The following is a 21826-nucleotide window of genomic DNA, read 5'->3' as shown; positions in this document are numbered from 1 at the left end:
TCCGTGGGGCCGTCAGGGCCGGGGCGAAGCGGATGTGAACTCCCCTGCGTCCAGGGCGGGTTCCGGTGCCTCGGTGGCGCCGGAGCCCGCTGCCGCGCGCCGGGCGGGGAATCCGTGCCGGTGGGCGGCGGTCACCACGACGAGGACCGGCACCAGGAGGGCGAGCACGCTCCAGGGGAAGGACTCCGCGCCGAGCTGTCCGAGCAGGATGCCGCCGACGACTCCGCCCCCGGCCATCGCCGCGTTCCACAGGGTGACGAGCATGGCCTGCGCGGCGTCCGCCTCGTCGCCGGCGGCGTCGCCTGCCGCGGTCTGCAGGAGGGTGGGCGCGCCGCCCCAGCCGAGCCCCCACAGGGTCACCGCGAGGTAGACGAGGGCGGGACTGTCGGCGAGGACCGCGAGGAGGGCGGCGGCCACGGCCACCAGGAGGGCAGCGGCGATGGTGAGCGCGCGCAGCCTCCGGTGGATGTGCGCGCCCACGATCCAGATGCTCACGAGGGACGCGGCGCCGAAGACCAGGAGGACGACGTCGGTCGAGCCGCCCATGCCCAGATGGTCGAGGTACGTGGCGATGTAGGTGTACAGGATGGTGTGGGCGAGGACGAAGACCAGGGTGACGGTCAGGACCGGGGTCACGCCGGGCAGCCGCAGGGTGCGCAGGACCGGGGTGCGGCCTTCGCGCCGCCGGCCGGGGTGGTCGGGGACCGACGCGGTGATCCAGGCGAGGAGCACCACGGTGAGCACGGTCATGAGCAGGAACGCGACGCGCCAGCCGAACGCCTTGCCGAGGAAGGTTCCCGCGGGCACACCGAGCGAGAGGGCGACCGGGATGCCCGCCATGGCGATGGCGATGGCCTTGCCCTGGAGGTGGGCGGGGGCCAGTCGGCGGGCGTATCCGGCGAGCAGCGCCCAGGCCAGGCCCGCCGCGACTCCGGCGACGAAGCGGGCCACCATGGTCAGGGGGTAGTTGCCGGAGACCGCGGTGACGGTGTTGGCGACGGCGAATCCCGCCATCGCGGTCAGCAGCAGCCGCTTGCGCCGCCATCCGGCGGTGGCCGCGGTCAGGGGGATCGCGGTGAGTGCGGTGCCGATCGCGTAGATGGTGACGGTCTGGCCCATCGCGGACTCGCCGACGCCCAGGTCGGCGCTCATGGCGGGCAGCAGGCCCGCGGGCAGGGTCTCGGTCAGGCTGGTGATGAAGACGGCGGTGGCAAGGGCGAGGAGTGCGGCCAGGGGCAGCTTCCGGTCCCCGGATCCGCCCCGGGAACCCACGAGTTGTGCGGTGTGGTTGGTCATGTCGCCTATGCTCGAACCCTCACATGGATGTGAAGGTCAAGCGAGAGGCGCGGGGGAGTTTCGGATGCGGATCGGAGAGCTGTCGGAGCGCACCGGGACACCCCGGCGACTGCTGCGCTACTACGAGGAGCAGGGCCTCATCATGGCCGAGCGCGCGGCGAACGGCTACCGCGAGTACGACGAGCGGTTCGTGGACCGGGTCGCGCAGATCAGGGGCCTGCTCGACGCGGGCCTGCCCACCCGCATCATCAAGCAGATCCTGCCGTGCCTCGACAAGCCGCGGACCATCTACTTCCCGGACGCGACACCGGAGATGATCGCCACGCTCGAGGAGCAGCGGGACCGCATGTCCGAGCGCGTCGAGTGCCTGACCCGCAACCGTGACGCCATCGCGGAGTACCTCGACGCGGTGCGCGACGGCAACCCTCCGGACCGGGCGCCGTTGGAGCCCGCGGGGTCATGACCCGAGCAACGCGTCGAGGCCCGCGGCCAGTTGCTCCTGCCCGCCCTGCCCGTCCAGGGCGATGGCCATGGCCCGCAGCCGCGGGAACTCCTGCGCGGGCATGCGGTGCAGACCGAGCCGGAAGGCCGGGTCCGGTTCGCCGGGCTCGTCGTCCATGGCCCGCAGTTCGACGAGGAGATAGCCGAGCAGCCACGCCGTGAAGGCGCGGTGCACCTCCACCGTGCGGCGGTCGCCCAGACCGGCGCCATGGAGCAGGGCCAGGACGCGTTCGTCGCCGCGCAGCACGGCGGCGGGGCGGCGGGCCAGCGGGGTGGACAGCAGGCGGGTGGCGAGCAGCGGGACCATGTTCGGGTGCCGCTGCGCGACTCCGTGGGTGGCGAGCGCGATGCGTTTCAACTCCCGCCGCCAGTCATGGCCTTGAGGGTGCCGCTCCTCCTGGGGCTTCGCCGTCAGGTCTTCCTCCAGCTCCTGGTAGAACGCCTCGACCAGGCCGTCGAGGAGAGCGCCCTTGCCCGCCGCGTAGCGGTAGAGGGCCATCGCCTCCACGCCCAGTTCCCCGCCGAGCTTGCGCATGCTCAGGCCGGAGAGCCCGTCGCGGTCGACGACCTCCAGGGCCGTGGCCAGGACGCGCTCCCTGCTGAGCCGCCCATAGCGCCCACGGTCACTGGCGCGCCGGCCCTCGCCCGGGTCCGTCTCTTTCCCCTTCGGCATGTCCGCCACCTCCGCCTCACTGGCCCCCTTGACCTCAGAGAGCATCGGGTGCAAAGTCGTACATATACGACGTAAACGTACGTAGTCAGCGTACAGCGTCAGACCCCTCAGGAGCGTCGCGCCATGACGCACAGCGAGCCGATGTCGGCGGATCTGGTCCAGGTGGAGCTCGACCTCGCACGGATGTCGGACGGCAACGTCGTCCGCGTCACCGCGGGCGGCCCCGTCTTCGGACATCCGTTCCCGGTGCGCACCGTCCGGCCGACGACCTTCCTGCCCGCACTCCCCCGGCGCGACAGGGCAGCCCTCATGGCCATCGCCGCGGGCTGGGCGCTGAGCTTCCTGTGGTTCTGGTCCTGGTGGCTGCAGCCGGAGCACCGGGTCGGCTGGGCGGGGCTGATCATCAACAGCGCCCTGCTGCTCTACCTCACCGGACTCCCCTGCTACTTCTTCGTCACCGCCCTCCGGCTGCGCCGCGTCAACCCGGAGCTGCCCGTCCCACCGCTCCCGGTCGCCTTCGCCGTGACCCGCGCCCCGTCGGAGCCGTGGCCCATGGCCCGGCAGACGCTCGAGGCGATGCTGGCCCAGGACTTTCCGCACCCGTACGACGTGTGGCTGTGCGACGAGGACCCGACCGACGAGATCATCGCCTGGTGCCGCACGCACCGGGTGCGGATGTCCTGCCGCCGCGGCGTGACCCCGTACCACCGCAGCGACTGGCCGCGCCGCACCCGCTGCAAGGAGGGCAACCTCGCCTACTTCTACGACAGTTGGGGCTATCGGCGGTACGACGTTGTCGCACAGCTCGACTGCGACCACGTGCCCGCGCCGACCTACCTCGCCGAGATGGTCCGCCCCTTCGACGACCCCGCCATCGGCTATGTCGCCGCACCCAGCATGTGCGACGCCAACGGCGCGGCGTCCTGGTCGGCCCGGGGGCGCCTGCACCGCGAGGCCGTCTGGCACGGCGCGGTGCAGCTGGGGCACAGCGACGGGCTCGCGCCGATGTGCATCGGCTCCCACTACGCCGTACGCACCCGCGCGCTGCGGGACATCGGGGGCCTCGGCCCCGAGCTCGCCGAGGACTTCTCCACCACCTATCTGCTCAACTCGGCGGGCTGGCACGGGGCGTTCGCCATCGACGCCGAGGCGCACGGGGACGGGCCGCTCACCTTCGCCGACATGATCACGCAGGAGTACCAGTGGTCGCGGAGCCTGACCACGATGCTCCTCGGTCTGCTGCCGCGCCATCTGCGCCGACTGCCCCTGGTGCTGCGGCTGCGCTTCTCGTACGCCCTGGCCTACTACCCGCTCCTCGGCCTGATGATCATCGCGGGCCTCACGCTCCCGCCGATCGCCGTCCTCACCGGCCTGCCGTGGATGAACATCGACTACGTGGACTTCCTGATCCACTTCTGGTCCATGCCCGTGTGGCTGCTCCTGACCCTGTACCTGATGCGCCGCCGCGGGATGCTGCGCCCGCGCAACGCCCCGGTGATCAGCTGGGAGACGTGGCTGTTCGCGCTCGCCCGCTGGCCGTTCGTCATCCTGGGCCTGTTCGGCGCCGTCGCGCAGAAGCTGAGCCCGCGGCCGGTGACCTTCAAGGTCACACCCAAGGACACCGGCGGCCCCCGGCCGCTGCCCGCCCGGCTCACCCTTCCGTTCGTCGTGCTGGCCGCCGTCCTGTCGTCCGTCGCCCTGGTGGGCGAGCTGACGAGCCCGTCGGCCGGCTATGTCTTCCTCTGCCTCCTCGCCGCCACGACCTACGCGGCCGTCGCCGTGGCCGTCCCCCTGCTCCATGTGCGCGAAGCGGCGCGGGCCGCGGACGTCCGCTTCTCCCACGCGCTGTCGACGGCGCGGCTCCCGGTCGCCCTCGGCCTTCTGGTGTCACTGCCGGTCGCCACCGCCCTCGTCTTCTACCCGGCGTACGTCGCCGCCGTCCTGAGCTGGTGAACGGCCATGAGCGCACCCTCCACCATCCTCGTCACCGGCGGCGCGGGTTTCATCGGGAGCCACACCTGCGTCGAACTCCTCGACCACGGCTACGAGTTGATCGTGATCGACGACTACTCCCACAGCACCCCGCAGGTCTTCACGCGGGTGGAGCGGATCGCCGACCGCTTCGTCGGCGCCGTCTATGAGCTGGACATCCGTGATCGGCGCGCCCTGTCGGCCGTCTTCGGCCGCCACTCCGTGGACGCCGTCGTGCACTTTGCCGCGCACAAGGCCGTGGGCGAGTCGACGCGGATGCCCATCGACTACTACGACACCAACGTCGGCGGCACGACCGCGCTGCTGCGGGTCATGCAGGAACACGGCGTGCACCAGCTGGTGTTCTCCTCGTCCTGTTCGATCTACGGCGACGCGGGGCGCGGTCCACTGGACGAGTCGACGCCCGCCCGGCCGACCAATCCGTACGCGGCGTCCAAGTGGATCTGCGAGCAGGTGCTCGCCGACGTGTGCGCCCGCCGCCCGGAGTTCACCGTGCTCGCCCTGCGCTACTTCAACCCGGTCGGCGCCCACCCCAGCGGGCTCCTCGGCGAGGACCCGGGCGGCGTCCCCGACAATCTGATGCCGTACGTGGCGCAGGTCGCCGTCGGGCGGCGCGAGCGGCTGCCCGTGTTCGGCGACGACTACGCCACGCCCGACGGCACCGCGGTCCGCGACTACCTCCACGTCATGGACACCGCCGAGGCCCACCGCATCGCCCTTGACCACCTCGCCGACGGGCCCGGCATGCGGGTGTTCAACCTCGGTGTGGGCACAGGCCGTTCGGTCCTCGACGTCATCGCCGCGTTCGGCGCTGCCTGCGGCAGGGCCATCCCCTACCAGATCATGCCGCGCCGTCCCGGAGACGTGCCCGAACTCGTCGCCGACGCAGGGGCGGTGGCCCGCGCGTGGGGCTGGCGGCCCACCCGCGGACTGCCCGAGATGTGCCGGGACGCCTGGCGCTTCCAGCAGCTCAACCCCCATGGCTACGCCGGTCCCGGCCGACGTTCGAACAGCAAGCAGCAGGCCCCGTGAGGCCCGACCCGTAAGGAGCGACGTCATGCGGATGACAGTGATCGGCACCGGATACGTGGGAACGGTGCACGCCGCGTGCATGGCCGACATCGGCCACCAGGTCCTCGGCATCGACATCGACGCCGAACGGATCGCCTCCCTGGCGGCGGGCCGGGCGCCCGTCCACGAGAGCGGCCTCGACGAACTGCTCGCCAGGACGGTCGCGTCGGGCAGGCTGCGCTTCTCCACCTCGCTCGCCGAGGGCGCCGCGTTCGCCCGGGCACACTTCGTGTGCGTGGGCACCCCGCAGCGCCCCGACAGCCACGCCGCCGACCTGCGGTACGTGGACGCCGTCGTGGACGGTCTCGCCCCGCATCTGCGGCCCGGCAGCCTGGTCGTGGGCAAGTCGACCGTGCCGGTCGGCACGGCGGCCCGGCTCGCGAAGCACCTGGCCGCGACGGCCCCGGGCACGGAGGTCGCCTGGAACCCCGAGTTCCTGCGCGAGGGATCCGCGGTCCACGACACCATGCGGCCCGAGCGGCTCGTCGTGGGCGTGACGTCGCGGCACTCCGAGGGCGTGCTGCGGGCGCTCTACGCGCCGATGATCCTCGCGGGGGTGCCGTTCTTCAGCACCGATCCGGCCACCGCCGAGCTGGTCAAGGTGGCGGCGAACTCCTTCCTCGCCACCAAGATCTCCTTCATCAACGCCATGGCCGAGGTGTGCGACGCCGCGGGCGCCGACGCTTCCGTCCTGGCCAGGGCCATCGGCGCGGACTCGCGGATCGGCCCGCGCTTCCTCGAACCGGGGCTCGGCTTCGGCGGCAGCTGCTTCCCCAAGGACATCCGGGCCTTCGCCGCCCGTGCCGAGGAGATCGGCGCCGGCGAGGCGGTGGCGTTCCTGCACGAGGTCGACCGGATCAACACCCGGCAGCGCTCCCGCGTCGTCGACCAGGCACGCGGGCTCCTCGGCGGCTCCTTCTCCGGGCGCAGGATCGGAGTGCTCGGCGCGGCGTTCAAGCCGGGCAGCGACGACGTCCGCGACTCGCCGGCGCTGGTCGTGGCGGCGGCCCTGCACCGGCAGGGCGCCACGGTCCGCGTACACGACCCGCAGGCCATCGACAACGCGCGCGTCGCCCGTCCCGAGCTGGTCTACGCCCTGGACGTGGACAAGGCGTGCGAGGACGCCGACCTGGTGCTGCACCTCACCGACTGGCCCGAGTACCGGGACATCGACCCCGCGGCGCTGGCCGCCCTCGTACGCTCCCCGGTCCTCCTGGACGCCCGCAACAGCCTCGACCCCGAGCGCTGGTCGGCGGCGGGCTGGGCCGTGCACGCCCCGGGCCGCCCGCAGCTGTCCACGGCCGCGCCTTCACCGGCCAAGGTGGCCGCGCTCGCCGGAGGTGCGTCATGAGGGTCGTGGTGACAGGCGGCGGCGGCTTCGTGGGCTCCCATCTGTGCGAGGCCCTGCTGCGCAGGGGCGACACGGTCTGCTGCCTGGACAACTTCTGCACCGGTGAACCGGAGAACGTCGCCCACCTGCGCGGCACGCCCCGCTTCCGGCTGGTACACGCCGACGTGACGGCGCCGTTCGACGTGCCCGGCCCCGTGGACGCCGTGGCCCATCTCGCGAGCCCCGCGTCACCGCCGGACTACCACCGGCTCGCCGTGGAGACCCTGGCCGTCGGGAGCCGCGGCACCGAGAACGCCCTGCGCCTGGCCCAGCGGCACGGCGCCCGCTTCCTGCTCACCTCCACCAGCGAGGTCTACGGCGACCCGGAGGTCCATCCGCAGCCCGAGGAGTACTGGGGCCACGTCAATCCGGTCGGCCCGCGCAGCGTCTACGACGAGGCCAAGCGGTTCGCTGAGGCGCTGTCCATGGCCTACCGGCGCAGCCACGGCGTCGACGTGGGCATCGTCAGGATCTTCAACACGTACGGTCCGCGGATGCGGCCGCACGACGGACGCGTGGTCTCCACGTTCGTCCGCCAGGCCCTCGCGGGCAGGCCGCTGACCCTCTACGGCGACGGCAGCCAGACGCGTAGCTTCTGCTACGTCGACGACCTCGTCCGGGGTTTGCTCGCGATGCTCGACAGCGACCTCGGCGGTCCGGTGAACCTGGGCAACCCCAGCGAGCGCACCGTCCGTGAACTGGCTGAGCTCGTCCTGCGCCTCACCGGATCGCCCTCCCGGATCGCCTACCGCCCGCTGCCCGTCGACGACCCGGCCCGCCGCCGCCCGGTGATCAACCGGGCCGTGGAGCAGCTCGGCTGGATGCCCCGCGTGCCCCTCGACGAGGGCCTGCGGCACACCATCGCGTGGTTCACCGCACGGTCCGCACCGCGGCGCGCGCGGGTGCCGGTGGAGGCCTGATCCCCATGACCCCCGTGCGCAGGAACGCCGTCCCGGCCGCCGTCGGGCGCCGCACCGCCCCTGCCGTCCTCACCGCCGCGCTCGTGCTGCTCGGCGCGAGCGGCTGTGCGGCCACGCCCCACTACGCGCCGTCGGCCAGTACGTACTACGTCAGCTCGCGGGGCGACGACCAGAACGACGGTTCATCGCCCGGTCAGGCCTGGCGTTCCCTCGCCCGCGCCGAACGCGTGGCGCTCGAACCCGGCGACCGGCTGCTCCTGGAGGGCGGCGCACGGTTCACCGGCACCATCACCCTCAACGGCGACGAGGCGGGACGTGCGGACCGGCCCGTGGTGGTCGGGTCGTACGGCGAGGGCCGGGCGACGGTCGAGGCCGAGGGCTCCCCCGGCATCTCCGTGCACAACACCGCGGGCGTGCAGATCCGCGATCTCACCGTCAAGGGTGACCGCGCCGCCTACGCCCACGACGGCGGCATCAACCTCTACGCCGACCGACCGGACGGCGGGAAGCTGGACCGGGTCTCCGTCTCCCACGTCCGCGTCTCCGGTTTCCGGACGGGCATCGCGGTCGGAGGCGCGGAGAAGGGCAACGGATTCAAGAACGTGACGATTCATGAGGCCACGTTGTACGGCAACAAGGACGTCGGTCTCCTGACGTACGGCCCTGAGTTCAACCCCCGTCAACCGACCTACGCACACGAGGAGTTCGAGGTCTCGGACGTCGACGCGTACCGGAACACCGGTGATCCCGGCGCGGACGACCGCCACACCGGTGACGGCATCATCCTCGGCGCCGTGCGGCACGCCACGGTGCGCGACTCCAGCGCCCACGACAACGGATCCAGGTCGTCCGGCGAGGCGCCCTCGGGGCCGGTGGGCATCTGGGCGTACGACGCCAAGGACGTGGTCCTGGAGCACAACACCGCCTACCGCAACCACACGGGCTCCAAGGTCGACGGTGCCGGGTTCGGCTTCGACGAGAACGTCTCGGACTCGACGATCCAGTACAACCTCGCGTTCCACAACGACGGCCCCGGCTTCTACGCGTACACGCGCAAGACGAACGGCGCGCACACCGACAACACGATCCGCTACAACATCACGTCCGACGACGGCCGCAAGCTGCCGCGCTTCGGCGGGCTCGCCGTCTACGGCCACGACGTGCGCAACCTGCGGATCTACCAGAACACCGTGGTGATGACCGCCCTTGAGAACGGGAGGAGCGGCCCCGCCCTGCGCCTGATGGACGGCGAGAAGGGGGTCACCGTCCGCAACAACCTGTTCGTCACCGACGGCTCCCCGCTGGCCCTCACGGACGGGGGGCTCAGCACCAAGAACGTCCTGCTCCAGGGCAACAACTACCGTGCCCCGCAAGGACAGTGGGCGCTGCAGTGGGGCGACCACGCCTTCACCGGCATCGGTACCTGGCGCAAGGCGACCGGCCAGGAACGCGTCGACGGACGGCCGTCCGGCCTGACCGTCGGCCCCTGCTTCACCGGAGGCGCGCTTCCGGCCGTCACGTCCGCCGCCGACGCCCGCCTGTTCGCCCCGGACTGCGACGCCCTCGCGGACAAGGGCCTCGACCTGCGCAAGCTGTTCGGCATCGACCCCGGTTCCGTCGACTTCTTCGGGCAGAGCGTCGGTACGCCCCCGCCGGTCGGGGCCGCGCTGCCCGAACCGGACTGAGCCCGGCTGGAGATGCGGGTCCCGGCCGCCAGGGCCTACGATCATTGGAGCGAGACCCCAGGTTGACGCGTGATTCGCGGCCGGGTGTCCCTGCCAGGCAGGGAGGCGCTTTGCCATTGTTTCGGGCTTTCTCCCGGGATCAACCACGGGCGCATCGGCTCATGGCCGGCTACGTCGTCCTGGTCGCCGCTCTCACCGCCGTCTACATGACGGTGCCCGGCCTGCGCGCCCCGCTCTGGGCGCTCATCGGCCTCGGTGGCGTCGTGGCCGTCCTCGTCGGTGTACACGTCCACCGGCCCGCGCACCGCTGGCCGTGGTGGGTGCTGGCGGCCGGGCTGCTCGCCTTCGCCGCGGGCGACACGTACTACAACGTGGTCGAGGAGTACTTCCAGGCGTCGAACCCGTTCCCGTCCCCGGCCGACGCCGCCTACCTCGCGGTGTACCCGCTGCTCGCCGCGGGCCTCTTCGGTCTCGTGCGCTACCGCTGGGCGGGCCGCGACCTGCCGAGTCTCCTCGACGCGCTGATCATCACCGCCGGGCTCGCGCTGCCGGTCTGGGTCTACCTCGTCCAGCCGCTGACCGAGGTCGAGGGGCTGACCTGGACGCAGCGCGCCATCAGCATCGCCTACCCACTGGGCGACGTACTGGTTTTGGCCCTCCTGGCCCGGCTGCTCACCCCGGACTTCGAGACCGGCCACAATCCCGCCGTACGTCTGCTCGTGCTCGGCACGTTCACCCTGCTCGCCTTCGACATCGCGTACGGGATCCTGCAGCTCAACGGGTTGTGGCAGGCGGGCACGCTCCTGGACACGGGCTGGATCGTCTTCTACACGGCGTGGGGCCTTGCCGCACTGCACCCCTCGATGGTGGAGCTGACCGCGTACGCGCATCAGCGCCAGTCCCTGCTTCCGCCGACGCGCAGACTCGTGCTGCTCGCCGCGGCCACCCTCATCGCTCCGGCGATCCTGCTCATGGAGGGCCTCCTCGACGGCGCCCATGACGCGGCCGTGATCGCCGCCTTCTCCGGCGCCCTGTTCCTCCTGGTGATCCTGCGGCTCGCCGACATGGTCGTGGCGCACCGCAAGGCCATGGACCGCGAGCTGGCACTGCGCGGGGCGGCCGCCTCGCTGGTGGCGGCGATCACGACGGAGGAGATCACCGCGACCTGCGAGACGACGGTCGCCGCACTGTCCGGGCCCGGGGCCCTGCCCGCGACCCTGCTCCTGGAGGCGGACGACTCCCCGCCGGTCCCCCACGCGGCCCTCGACCTGCACCGCACGCATCTGGTCCGGGCCGCCGACCTCGGCCCGGAGATCGCCGCCCGGTTCGACGCGTCGCAGAGTGCGCTGGTGTGCCCGATGATCCAGCGTGACCGTCCGGCCGTGGACGAGCCGCCGGGTGTACTGATCGCGACCGGCTCCGAGCGGCAGCTCACGGAGATCCGTGGCTCGCTGGAGATACTCGCCTCGCACGCGGGCCTGGCGAAGGCGCGCATCGCGCTCCGCGAGGAGATCATCCGACGGGAGAGCGAGGCGTACTTCCGTACGTTGGTGCGCAACGCCTCCGACGTCATCCTCATCGTCGACGACGACAACGCCGTCCGGTACGCGAGCCCGTCCGCCCAGGCCGTCTTCGGGGACGTCCGGCTGGTCGGGGCGGAGCTGCCGGAGCTGGTGGACCAGCGGGACGGCCACCGGGCGGCGCAGGTGCTCACGGCCATGCGGGCCGGTGGGCAGCGGGAGCCCCACGACTACTGGTGGATACCGCGGGACGGCGGGCGCATCGAGGTGGAGGTGCGGTGCAGCGACCTGCGCCGGGACCCGACCGTACGGGGACTCGTCGTCACCCTGCGGGACGTGACCGAGCAGCGGCAGCTGGAGCACGAGCTCACCCAGCGGGCCTTCCACGACGCGCTGACCGGCCTTCCCAACCGCACGCTGCTCCTGGAGCGCATCGAGCGCGCGCTGCTGCGCGGCCGCCGCGAGTCGACGCTGACCTGCGTGCTCTTCGTCGACCTCGACGACTTCAAGGTCGTCAACGACACGATGGGGCACTCGGCCGGCGACCGGCTCCTCGTCGCCGTCGGCGCCCGTCTCTCGCGGACGCTGCGCCGCAGCGACACCGCCGCCCGCCTCGGCGGCGACGAGTTCGCCGTCCTGATGGAGGACGCGAAGGAGCCCGCCGACGCCGAGATCCTGGCCGCGCAGGTGGTGCAGGCGCTCAGCAGGCCGTTCCAGCTGTCCGGCGACAGCGTGAGCGTCTCCGCGAGCGTCGGCGTGGCCACGGCCGGGGACAGCGCGGGCGCCGAGGAGCTCCTGACCCACGCCGACCTGGCGCTGTACGCCGCCAAGGCCGCCGGGAAGCGTCAGTGGCGCCGCTTCCAGCAGCGGCTGCACGTGCGCATGCTGGAGCGGCACGATCTGCAGGCGAGCCTGGACCGGGCGATCGCCGACGAGGAGTTCGCGCTGCGCTATCAGCCCGTCGTGGACATCAGCGGGAACGGCGGCCCGGCGAGCGGGGCGGCGGGCGATGGTTCAGCGGGCGGTGGTGCGGCGAACGGTGCGCCGCACGCCGCCGACATCGTCGGCTTCGAGGCGCTGGCGCGCTGGCCGCACCCCCGGCGCGGCCTCGTCCCGCCGCAGGAGTTCATCCCGCTCGCCGAGGAGACCGGGCACATCACTCCGCTCGGCGCCTGGGTCCTCGGCAGCGCCGCCGCGGACATCGCCGGACTGCAGGGCGTGGGCGCACCCTCGGACCGGCGCCCCTACATCAGCGTCAACGTGTCCGCGCGGCAGTTCCGCGACCCGGGCTTCCTCGGCGAGGTGCGCGGTGCCCTGGAGACACCCGGACTCGCCCCGGGGTCACTGCAGTTGGAGCTCACCGAGTCGGTGCTGATGCGGGGTGACGGGCAGATCCAGGCGGTCATGCGGGCGTTGAAGGATCTCGGGGTACGGATCGCGGTCGACGACTTCGGCACGGGATTCTCCTCGCTGCGCTACCTCCGCGAGTTCCCCGTCGACGTACTCAAGATCGACAAGTCGTTCATCGACGACATCGCCGACGACCCCCGGCAGCTCGCCCTCGTCGAGGGCATCGTGCACCTCGCCGACACGATGGGTCTCCAGGTCATCGCCGAGGGCATCGAGGAGCCCGCGCAACGGGATCTGCTGGCCCAGATGGGCTGCGGGTTCGGGCAGGGCTACCTCTTCGCGCGGCCCCTGACAGCCGAGCAGGGGGAGCGGCTCCTCCGCGGACGCCGGGGACACAACGGTGCCGCCCACGCCTCCCGTGTCGCCCCTGCCGTCCCTGCCATTTCTCGCGCCGCCGCCGCTGTCGTCGCCCCGCCCACCGCGCCTGCCCCCACCCCTTCGGAGAGGGAGAGCACCATGAGCGAACCGGACACCGGACTCCTGGGGGACCGGCGCGATCCGCGCTGGGGCGATCTCGACCACCTGCGGCGCACCAGCCCGATGACCGACTGCGTCCTGGACGAGGTCCGCGGCCGGCACATCCGCAGCGGGGACCACTGGCTCATCGACTTCGCCTCCTGCAACTACCTCGGCTTCGACGGCGATCCCGAGATCATCGACGCCATCGAACCCGCCGTACGCCGCTGGGGGACACACCCGAGCTGGTCCCGGCTCCTGGGCAGCCCCCGGCTCTATCCCGAGATCGAGGAACGGCTCACCGCGCTGCTCGGGGCGCCGGACACCCTGCTGCTCCCCACGGCCACGCTGATCCACGCCTCGGTCATCCCCGTCCTCGCCGACAAGGGACACGTCTTCGTCGAGGCCGCAGCGCACCGCACCGTGTACGACGGCTGCGTCTCGGCCCGGGGGCAGGGCGCGACGCTGCGGCGGTTCCACGCGGACCGCCCCGACGAACTGGCCGCCATGCTGCGGTCGGTGCCGAGCGGCTCGCCCCGCCTGGTCTGCCTCGACGGCGTCAACAGCATGAGCGGGAACATCGCCGACGTGCCCGAACTGGCCGGTATCTGCCGCGACGTGGACGCCACGCTGTACATCGACGACACCCACGGGTTCGGCGTCATCGGGGAGCGCGGCGCAGCCGAACCGTGCCCCTACGGCTCCCGCGGCAACAGCGTCGTACGGCACACCGGCGAGACGTACGACAACATCGTCCTGGTCGGCGGCTTCTCCAAGGCCTACTCGTCGCTCCTCGCCTTTCTCGCGCTGCCGTCCTGGCTCAAGGACCACCTGAAGGTCGCCGCCGCCCCCTATCTGTACTCCGGGCCCTCGCCCACGGCCTCCCTCGCCACCGCGCTCGCCGGTCTGGAGGTCAACGACCGGCGGGGTGACATCATCCGCGCCGATCTGCACCGCAAGACCGTCCGGGTGCTCGACCACGTGGCCGGGCTCGGTCTTCGGACGCTCAACTCCGATGAGCTGCCGATCGTGGAGATCCCGCTGGCCGACGCCTCGGACCTGGACGCGGTCGCCGGGTTCCTGTGGGAGCAGGGCATCTATGTGACCCTGGCCGCCTATCCGCTCGTGCCGCGCGACCGCGTCGGTTTCCGCGTGCAGCTCACGGCCCTGAACTCCGACGACGACATCGACCGGCTCAACGCCGCCCTGACCCGCATGTCCGAACGTTTCCCGCTGCGGCCGGGGAGCTGACCGCCATGGCTCCGACCCGCAACGACGACGTCGACTGGGACAGCTGGCCCGTCCAGGACTATCTCGGCGAGAACTACCGCGAGCTGCATCCTTCCGATGCCGCGGTCATCGCCCACCACTCCGCGTTCTACCGGCGGTTCGGCCGAGGGAGCGCCGCGTGTTCCGTGGAGTTCGGGGCCGGGCCCAACCTCTATCCGCTGATGCTCGCCGCCGCCGCGAGCCGCCGCATCGACGCCGTCGAGGCGAGCGCCGCGGGCGTCGCCTATCTGACCCGGCAGCTCGAACAGGCGCCAGACGACAGCTGGTTGCCGTTCCACGCGCTGTGCCGTCGGCTCAACCCCGATCTGCCGTCCACGCTTCCCGGGGCGCTCGCGGGCGTGCGGATCGTCCACGGCGACATCCGGGCGCTGGTGCCCGGCACGTACGACATCGCGTCGATGAACTTCGTCGCCGAGGGCGTCACCGAGGACTTCGCGGAGTTCACGGACTTCTGCCATCGCTTCGTGCGCTCCGTCGCCCCGGGCGGCCATCTCGTCGCGGCGTTCATGGAGAACATGCCGACGTACCGCATCGGGCCCGCCTCGCGGTGGCCGGGCTGCCCGGTGAACCCGGCTGTCGTCACCGAGGTGTTCGCCCCGCTCACCGAGCGCCTCGCGGTGACCCGGATCGACGCCGACCCGACGCTGCCGGACTACGGCGACTCCGGGATGGTGCTGCTCACGGCGGTGCGGCGCGGGGAGTGACCGGGGTGTGGCCACCTCTCCGGGGCAGCGCTTTCAAGGGCCCGCCTCCTGCAGCGCGAAAGCCGTCTCCACCAGCGCGATATGACTGAACGCCTGGGGTGCGTTGCCCAGTTGGCGGTGGCTTTCCGGGTCCCACTGCTCCGCGAGCAGGCCCACATCGTTGCGTACGTCCAGGACGCGCTCGAAGGTCTCCTTCGCCTGCCGGAGGCGGCCGGTCGCCGCGAGCGCGTCGGCATACCAGAGGGAGCAGGCCACGACCGTGCCCTCGGAGCCGCGCATGCCATCGACGCCGTGCGTGCCCCGGCCGTCGTGGGCGTACCTCCGCACGAATCCGTGGTGGTCCAGGGCCCGCATGGCCCGGACGGTGTCGCGCACCCGGGCGTCGCCGGCGGGCAGGAAGCCGACCTTGGGGATCAGCAGGGCCGACGCGTCCAGGGCGGACGATCCGTAGGACTGCACGAACGTCCGCCGCCCGCCGTCCCACCCCTCGCGGCACACCTCCCGGTGCACCGCGTCCCGCATGGCCCGCCACTCCCCCGCGGATTCGTTCCTGCCGAGCATCTCGCCCATCCGCAGGGCGCGGTCGGCGGCGACCCACGACATGACCTTGGAGTGGACGAACTGCCGCCCGGCGCCACGGACTTCCCACAGCCCCTGGTCCGGTTCACGCCAGTGGCCGCACAGATGACTCATGAGGGATTCCACCAGGCTCCACAGATGGGCCTGCATCGGGATCCCCGCCCGCAACGACAGATAGAGCGTGTCGAGGACCTCGCCGTAGACGTCGAGCTGGAGCTGATGGGCCGCCGCATTGCCGAAGCGGACGGGCCGCGACCCCTGATAGCCCGGCAGCCAGGGCGCCTCGGCCTCCGGCAGCCGCCGCTGGCCCTCCACTCCGTACACCGCCTGGAGATCGGCGGGGTCGCCCGCCACGGCCCGCACCAGCCAGTCGAGCCAGGCGGTCGCCTCGTCGCGGTAGCCGCTGCGCAGCAGGGCGGACAAGGTGAGCGTGGAGTCGCGCAGCCAGCAGAAGCGGTGGTCCCAGTTGCGTTCGCCGCCGACGCACTCGGGGAGCGAGGTGGTCGGTGCGGCGACGATCCCGCCCGTGGGCGCGTAGGTGAGGGCCTTCAAGGTGATCAGTGAGCGGGTGACGGCCTCACGCCAGGGGCCCTGGTAGCGGCACTTGGCCGTCCAGCGCCGCCAGAAGTCGCCGGTGGCCTTCAGTGCCGTCTCCGCCGGGACCCGCAGGGGCTCGGGCGGTTCCGGCAGGTGCGAGGGTGCCCACACGAGTTGCAGCGTCAGGCGCTGGCCGGCCGAGACGGTGAAGTCCAGGGCGGAGGAGTCGCGGACGGCGGGGTCATGGGCGGTGGAGTCGTGGATGCCGGTGCGGATCTCCATCGGGCCGTCGGCGCTCAGCCAGAGCGAGTCGGGCCCGGCCACGGCGACCGTGCAGTGCTCCTCGGCGCGCACCCAGGGCAGGACGCGGCCCTGGTTGAAGCGCGGGTGCAGTTCGCTGCGCATGGCCACGGCGCCGGAGAGGCCCTCGACGATGCGCACGATGCAGGGCAGCCCCGCACGGGGCGGCATGAAGTCCGTGACGCGCACGGCACCGGTCGGGCACTCCCAGCGGGAGTCCATGATCAGCGTGTCCTGGCGGTAGGCCCGCCCTGTGCAGGGTCCCGCGCCGACCGGGGAGACGCGCCAGAAGCCGTTGTCCGCCGTGCCGAGCAGCGCGGCGAAGCAGGCCGGTGAGTCGAAGCGCGGCAGGCAGAGCCAGTCGATCGACCCGTCCCTGCCGAGCATGGCAGCGGTTTCCAGGTCGCTGATGAGGGCGTAGTCCTCGATGCGAGCGTTCATGATCGAGTCACGCCGTCGTGCACATTGCCGCCCTTTTATTGTACGGCGGACCCGCTCGCCGGGCTTGGGCTCAGACCCCGGGACCTATGGCCATGGACAGCTCCGGAGCGGCTGTGATCTTATCCGTCCGGGCGGATCGATCGACCTTCGGCGTGGATCGATGGACCTTCCACGCTGATCAGCGGGCGATCCCCGCACGCAGCATGTGACCGGCCACCACCGTCCTGGCCCGCGCGCCCGTGGGCCGGTCATTGCACGCCTCCGCTCAGGCCCGAAAGACCCCCACACATGCAGAAGACCAAGTCCGCGCTCTGGGAATTCCTCCAGGGCCTCGGCAAGACGTTCATGCTCCCGGTGGCCCTGCTCGCGTTCTGCGGCATCATGCTGGGCATCGGCTCGTCGCTCTCCAGCGAGGCCGTCACCGACAACCTGACCTTCCTCCGGGGCGAGGGCTTCCATCTCGTCTTCACGTGGATGGCGAGCACCGGCCTCGTCGCCTTCAAGTTCCTCCCCGTGATGTTCGCGATAGCCATCCCCCTCGGCCTCGCCCGCGAGGACAAGGGCGTCGCGGCCTTCTCCGGCTTCGTCGGCTTCGCCGCGATGAACCTGGCGGTGAACTTCTACCTCACCGCCAAGGGCGTGGACCTCGACGACGAGAAGGCCATCTCCCACTACGGGATCGCCGACGTGATCGGCATCCAGTCCATCGATACGGGACTGCTCGGCGCCGTCGCTGTTGGCATCGTTGTCAGCGTCCTTCACCAGCGCTTTCGTGCTCAGCGGATGCCTGACGCACTCGCCTTTTTCGGTGGTCTGCGGTTCGTGCCGATCATCTCGACGCTCGTGCTCAGCCTGCTCGGTCTGCTGATCCCGCTGGTGTGGCCGACGTTCAACGGCTGGATCACGGACCTCGGGCGCGCGATCGGTCACGCGGGCGTCTTCGGCCCCTTCTTCTTCGGCATGGGAGAGGTGCTGCTGCGCCCGATCGGCCTGCACCACATCCTCGTAGCGATGTTCCGCTTCACGGATGTCGGCGGCTCCGGCGCGGTGTGCGGCGACCACGTCTCGGGTGCGCTGAACCTCTTCTACGCCCAGCTCAACTGCTCGAACCCGCCCGGTGACGCGGTCACCAACGCCACCCACTTCCTGTCCCAGGGCAAGATGGCGGTCTACCTCGGCGGGCTTCCGGGTGCGGCCCTGGCGATGTATCACTGCGCGGACAAGAAGATGCGCCCGGAGATCAAGGCGCTCCTCGTCTCCGGTGTCGTCGCGTGCGTCGTCGGCGGCATCACCGAACCGCTCGAGTTCCTTTTCCTGTTCATCGCGCCGTGGCTGTACCTGATCCACGCCGTGCTGGTCGGCCTCGGATTCCTGACCGCCGCGGTGCTCGGGGTGTTCATCGGCAACACCGACGGCAACGTCATCGACTGGCTCGTCTTCGGCGTCCTGCAGGGCACGACCACGAAGTGGTACCTGATCCCCGTCATCGCCGCGGTGTGGTTCGCCGGCTACTACTTCCTCTTCCGCTGGGCCATCACCCGCTTCGACCTCAAGACGCCGGGCCGCGAGGAGCCCTCGCCGGAGGGGGCCGGTGCGGAGGGAGCCGACGAGGAGGGGTCGTCATCCCCGGAGGAGGCGACGGCCCCCCGCGAACTGATCGCGGGGAAGTACGACGCCGTGGCGATCCTGGAGGCGATCGGCGGCGCCGAGAACATCCAGACCCTCGACAACTGCATCACCCGCCTTCGCATGACGGTCGCGGACGCCGAACGGGTCGACGAGCCGCGGCTGAAGAAGCTCGGTGCGGTGGGTGTCATCAAGCTCGACGCTCACAACGTGCAGGTGATCATCGGTCCGCAGGTGCAGTCGGTGAAGGACGCGATGGCGTCGATGGTCCGGGTGGGCTGAGCGATGGACCGCCCTTTCCAGCACCACCCCTTCGACTTCGACACACCCGTCGACCGGCACGGCACGTGGTGCACGCAGTGGGACTACGTAGAGGACCGCTTCGGCGTCCCGGACCTGCTGCCGTTCACCATCTCGGACATGGACTTCGAGACGGCGCCCGCGGTCCTGTCGGCGCTCCGCGGCCGGCTCGACCACGGCGTGCTCGGCTACTCCCGCTGGCGCCAGGCCGACTTCCTCTCCGCGATCGTGGACTGGTACGGCGAACGCCACGCGACCGAGGTGGCGCCGGAGTCGATCGTCTACGGCCCCTCCGTGATCTACCAGGTCGCCCAGCTCCTGCGGCTCTGGTCACGCCCCGGCGACGGCGTCGTCGTCCACACGCCGACGTACGACGCCTTCCCCAGGACGGTCGCCGCGCACGAACGACGGCTGCTGCGCTGCCCGCTCGGCGACTGGGCCGAACTGGAACGGCTGCTGGCCCTCCCCGACACGGCCGTACTGCTGCTGTGCTCACCCCACAACCCCACCGGCCACGTGTGGACGGAGGCGGAGCTGGACCGCATCGCGGAATTGTGCGGGCGGTACGGCGTCGCGGTGATCAGCGACGAGATCCACTCGGACCTGGCCCATCCGCCCTACGTCCACCGCCCGTGGTCCCTGCACGGCGCCCGGGAAGGCCGCTGGGCGATCGTGACCTCGGCCTCGAAATCCTTCAACATCCCTGCCCTGACGGGCAGTTACGGCATCATCGGCGACCCGGCGACACGCGACGCCTACCTCCACCACCTCAAGGAGGCGGACGGCCTGTCCTCCCCCGCGGTGCTCTCACTGGTGGGACACATCGCCGCGTACCGAGAAGGAGCCCCCTGGCTGGACGCCCTGGGCACCTACCTCCGCGCCAACCTCCACCTGGTCGCCGACCGCCTGAACACGGCATTCCCCACCCTGAACTGGACCCCACCCCAGGCCGGCTACCTCGCCTGGATCGACATCACCGCTCTGGACGTGGACGACGAGGCTCTCCAACGCGAACTGATCAACACCCAAAAGGTGGCGATCATGCCAGGCACGGCCTACGGCTCCCCCGCCCACCTACGCCTGAACGCCGGCTGCCCACGCACCAAGGCCGAGCGGGGCGTCACAGCGCTGGTGGACGCACTGCGGACGCTCCACCGAGGAGCGGAGGCCGGCTGAGGGACGGGTCAGTATCCGCAGGTCAGACCCGCCTCCCTGCGGCTGCTGACCGTGCTCCATTGGTACAGTCGCGAGGTTCGTCCCTCGTACCCGGGAGATCCGTGCCATGGCCGTCGACGAGCTCGACACCCGCATTCTGCGGCTCCTCCTTGAGCAGCCCCGCACCAGCGTTCGTGAGTACGCGCGCGTGCTCGGTGTCGCTCGTGGCACGCTGCAGGCCCGGCTCGACCGGCTGGAGCGGGACGGGGTGATCACCGGGACCGGGCCTTCGCTCTCGGCCGCCGCGCTCGGGCATCCCGTGCTCGCCTTCGTGCACATCGAGGTCACGCAGGGGCATCTGGACGAGGTGGGTGACGCGCTCGCCGCCGTGCCGGAGATCATCGAGGCCTTTTCGATCACCGGTGGCGGTGATCTCCTGACCCGGGTGGTCGCCCGGGACAACGGCCACCTTGAGGACGTGGTCCAGCAGCTGATCCAGATGCCGGGCGTGGTCCGCACCCGGACGGAGATGGCCCTGCGCGAGCGCGTCCCGCACCGCCTGCTGCCGCTCGTCGAGTCGATCGGCCGGGCCTCCGCCGAGCAGCGGTGATCTGCGGCTTTGGCATGCTGGAGTACATGAGCACCTTTGGCGGCACCTCGGTCATCTTCGATCTCGACGGCACACTCGTGGACAGCGAGCCCAATTACTACGAGGCGTCGCGCGAGCTGCTCGCCGAGCACGGCATCGAGTACACCTGGGCCGACAACGAGCAGTACGTGGGCATCGGCACCCAGGAGACCCTCGCCACGTGGAAGGACCGGTACGGCATCGGCGTACCGGTGGCCGAACTGCTCACGGAGCTCGACCGCCGCTATCTCGCGCTCGCCCGCGCCGACACGCACGTCTTCCCCGAGATGCGGAAGTTCGTGGAGCGGCTGCACGGCGCCGGGGTGCCGATGGCCGTGGCCTCCGGGTCGTCCCGCGCCGCCATCGAGGCGATCCTCTCCGGCACCGGCCTCGACGCGCTCCTGACCACGGTCGTCTCGGCCGACGAGGTCGCCCACGGGAAGCCCGCGCCCGACGTCTTTCTGGCCGCCGCCGCGCTCCTCGGCGCCGACCCCGCCGACTGCGTGGTCCTGGAGGACGCTGCCCCGGGCGCGACCGCGGCGATCGCGGCGGGCATGCGCTGCATCGCGATCCCCTACGTCGCCGCCCACGCGGACGAACCGGCGTTCGCGTCGGCGGGACTGCTGCTGCGGGGCGGTCAGGCCGAGTTCACGGCCCAGGCCGCTTGGGACCACCTGGACCACCTGGCCTCGCTGCCCCGGTCGTAGGCGTAGGCGTACAGCTCCTCAGTCTGAGTGATGGACTCCTAGCAGGTGCAGGAACATGGCCGTCACATCGCGCACGGCAGCGTCGTACGTCTCCGGGGCGGATGCCGTGAGGCGGGCGAACTGGATGCTCATGCCGCCGACCGCGCGGGCCACGGAGAGGGGATCGGCGACCGGCCGGGCCCTGCCCTCGGCCGCGAGCCGACGGATGTAGCGCGCGGAGCGGTGGACCGGGCGCTCCTGCGTCTCCTCCCACAGGGCCCGCACGTCGCCGTCGGTCTGCGCCTGCTGCTCCAACAGCCGCAGCAGAGGCAGGTGTTGGGAGTACGCGGCGATGAAGGCGGCGGTGGAGGCCCCGGCCACCTCGCGGGGGTCGTCCCGGTCGACGCCCGGCACGTCCTGCGCGGCGAGGAACGCGTCCCGTACCCGCACCGCGAGGACGCGGAAGATCTCCTCCTTGGACGCGAAGTACACGTAGAAGCCCGCCCGCGAGACCTCCGCCTCCGCCGTGATGTCGGCGATGGTCGCCGGGCCGTATCCGCGCCGCGCGAATACGGCTTCGGCCGCGTCGAGGAGCCGCCCGCGGGCCGGGGCGTCGGTGCGGTCGCGGGCGGTGCGGGTCGCCCAGGGCTGCTGATGTCGTGCCAC

At 71.5% G+C, this 21826-nt stretch carries 16 protein-coding genes; 12 read left to right on the top strand and 4 right to left on the bottom strand.

Features of this window, described 5'->3' with window-relative positions:
- Positions 1 to 12 precede the first annotated feature (12 nt).
- Positions 13 to 1296 carry an MFS transporter gene (locus OG302_RS35560; RefSeq protein WP_371530513.1) on the bottom strand — a complete coding sequence of 428 codons (1284 nt, stop codon included), beginning with the start codon at positions 1294 to 1296 and terminating at the stop codon, positions 13 to 15.
- A 64-nt stretch (positions 1297 to 1360) separates the two neighbouring features.
- Between OG302_RS35560 and OG302_RS35555 the strand changes: the two genes are divergently transcribed.
- Positions 1361 to 1759: a MerR family transcriptional regulator gene (locus OG302_RS35555; protein ID WP_371530512.1), complete on the top strand. Its 399-nt coding sequence runs from the start codon at positions 1361 to 1363 to the stop codon at positions 1757 to 1759.
- Here OG302_RS35555 and OG302_RS35550 read toward each other — a convergent pair.
- Positions 1754 to 2470 (bottom strand): TetR/AcrR family transcriptional regulator, encoded by a 717-nt coding sequence (locus OG302_RS35550; protein ID WP_371530511.1) that lies wholly within the window; start codon positions 2468 to 2470, stop codon positions 1754 to 1756. The genes OG302_RS35555 and OG302_RS35550 overlap by 6 nt on opposite strands.
- Positions 2471 to 2593: 123 nt before the next feature.
- Here OG302_RS35550 and OG302_RS35545 point away from each other — a divergent pair, with 123 nt between their 5' ends.
- The 7 genes from OG302_RS35545 (at position 2594) to OG302_RS35515 (ending at position 14908) form a co-directional block, all read left to right on the top strand.
- The gene (locus tag OG302_RS35545) at positions 2594 to 4423 is read left to right on the top strand and encodes a glycosyltransferase (protein WP_371530510.1); all 1830 of its coding nucleotides are present in this window, start codon (positions 2594 to 2596) and stop codon (positions 4421 to 4423) included.
- Positions 4424 to 4429: 6 nt separating this feature from the next.
- Positions 4430 to 5494 carry a UDP-glucose 4-epimerase GalE gene (galE, locus tag OG302_RS35540; RefSeq protein ID WP_371530509.1) on the top strand — a complete coding sequence of 355 codons (1065 nt, stop codon included), beginning with the start codon at positions 4430 to 4432 and terminating at the stop codon, positions 5492 to 5494.
- Positions 5495 to 5519: 25 nt separating this feature from the next.
- Complete coding sequence (locus OG302_RS35535) at positions 5520 to 6884, top strand: UDP-glucose/GDP-mannose dehydrogenase family protein (RefSeq protein WP_371530508.1); 1365 nt, start codon at positions 5520 to 5522, stop codon at positions 6882 to 6884.
- Positions 6881 to 7843 carry a UDP-glucuronic acid decarboxylase family protein gene (locus OG302_RS35530; RefSeq protein ID WP_371530507.1) on the top strand — a complete coding sequence of 321 codons (963 nt, stop codon included), beginning with the start codon at positions 6881 to 6883 and terminating at the stop codon, positions 7841 to 7843. Before OG302_RS35535 ends, OG302_RS35530 begins: the two co-directional genes overlap by 4 nt.
- 5 nt (positions 7844 to 7848) lie before the next feature.
- Positions 7849 to 9528, top strand: a complete 1680-nt coding sequence (locus OG302_RS35525; RefSeq protein WP_371530506.1) for a right-handed parallel beta-helix repeat-containing protein — start codon at positions 7849 to 7851, stop codon at positions 9526 to 9528.
- Positions 9529 to 9689: 161 nt separating this feature from the next.
- Positions 9690 to 14165: an aminotransferase class I/II-fold pyridoxal phosphate-dependent enzyme gene (locus OG302_RS35520; RefSeq protein ID WP_371530505.1), complete on the top strand. Its 4476-nt coding sequence runs from the start codon at positions 9690 to 9692 to the stop codon at positions 14163 to 14165.
- 5 nt (positions 14166 to 14170) lie between these two features.
- Positions 14171 to 14908 carry a class I SAM-dependent methyltransferase gene (locus tag OG302_RS35515; protein ID WP_371530504.1) on the top strand — a complete coding sequence of 246 codons (738 nt, stop codon included), beginning with the start codon at positions 14171 to 14173 and terminating at the stop codon, positions 14906 to 14908.
- Positions 14909 to 14941: 33 nt separating this feature from the next.
- On the opposite strand, the gene OG302_RS35510 is transcribed toward OG302_RS35515, so the two are convergent.
- On the bottom strand, positions 14942 to 16765 hold the full coding sequence (locus OG302_RS35510) for a glycoside hydrolase family 15 protein (protein WP_371530503.1): 1824 nt from the start codon (positions 16763 to 16765) through the stop codon (positions 14942 to 14944).
- A 288-nt stretch (positions 16766 to 17053) separates the two neighbouring features.
- On the opposite strand from OG302_RS35510, the gene malX reads away from it, so the two are divergent.
- The 4 genes from malX (at position 17054) to OG302_RS35490 (ending at position 21181) form a co-directional block, all read left to right on the top strand.
- Complete coding sequence (gene malX, locus OG302_RS35505) at positions 17054 to 18673, top strand: maltose/glucose-specific PTS transporter subunit IIBC (RefSeq protein ID WP_371530502.1); 1620 nt, start codon at positions 17054 to 17056, stop codon at positions 18671 to 18673.
- A gap of 3 nt (positions 18674 to 18676) precedes the next feature.
- Positions 18677 to 19867, top strand: coding sequence for a MalY/PatB family protein (locus OG302_RS35500; RefSeq protein ID WP_371530501.1), 1191 nt, complete (start codon positions 18677 to 18679; stop codon positions 19865 to 19867).
- Positions 19868 to 19973: 106 nt separating this feature from the next.
- The gene (locus tag OG302_RS35495; RefSeq protein ID WP_361840899.1) at positions 19974 to 20456 is read left to right on the top strand and encodes an Lrp/AsnC family transcriptional regulator; all 483 of its coding nucleotides are present in this window, start codon (positions 19974 to 19976) and stop codon (positions 20454 to 20456) included.
- Between the two features lie 26 nt (positions 20457 to 20482).
- Positions 20483 to 21181, top strand: coding sequence for an HAD family hydrolase (locus OG302_RS35490; protein ID WP_371530500.1), 699 nt, complete (start codon positions 20483 to 20485; stop codon positions 21179 to 21181).
- Between the two features lie 18 nt (positions 21182 to 21199).
- Here the strand turns inward: OG302_RS35490 and OG302_RS35485 are convergent, their stop codons facing one another.
- A complete protein-coding gene (locus tag OG302_RS35485) occupies positions 21200 to 21826 on the bottom strand; it encodes a TetR/AcrR family transcriptional regulator (protein WP_371530499.1) in 627 nt (208 codons plus the stop codon).

The organism is Streptomyces sp. NBC_01283 (assembly GCF_041435335.1).
In the GTDB taxonomy this organism is placed as follows: domain Bacteria; phylum Actinomycetota; class Actinomycetes; order Streptomycetales; family Streptomycetaceae; genus Streptomyces.
This window is presented reverse-complemented; position numbering and strand designations above follow the sequence as displayed.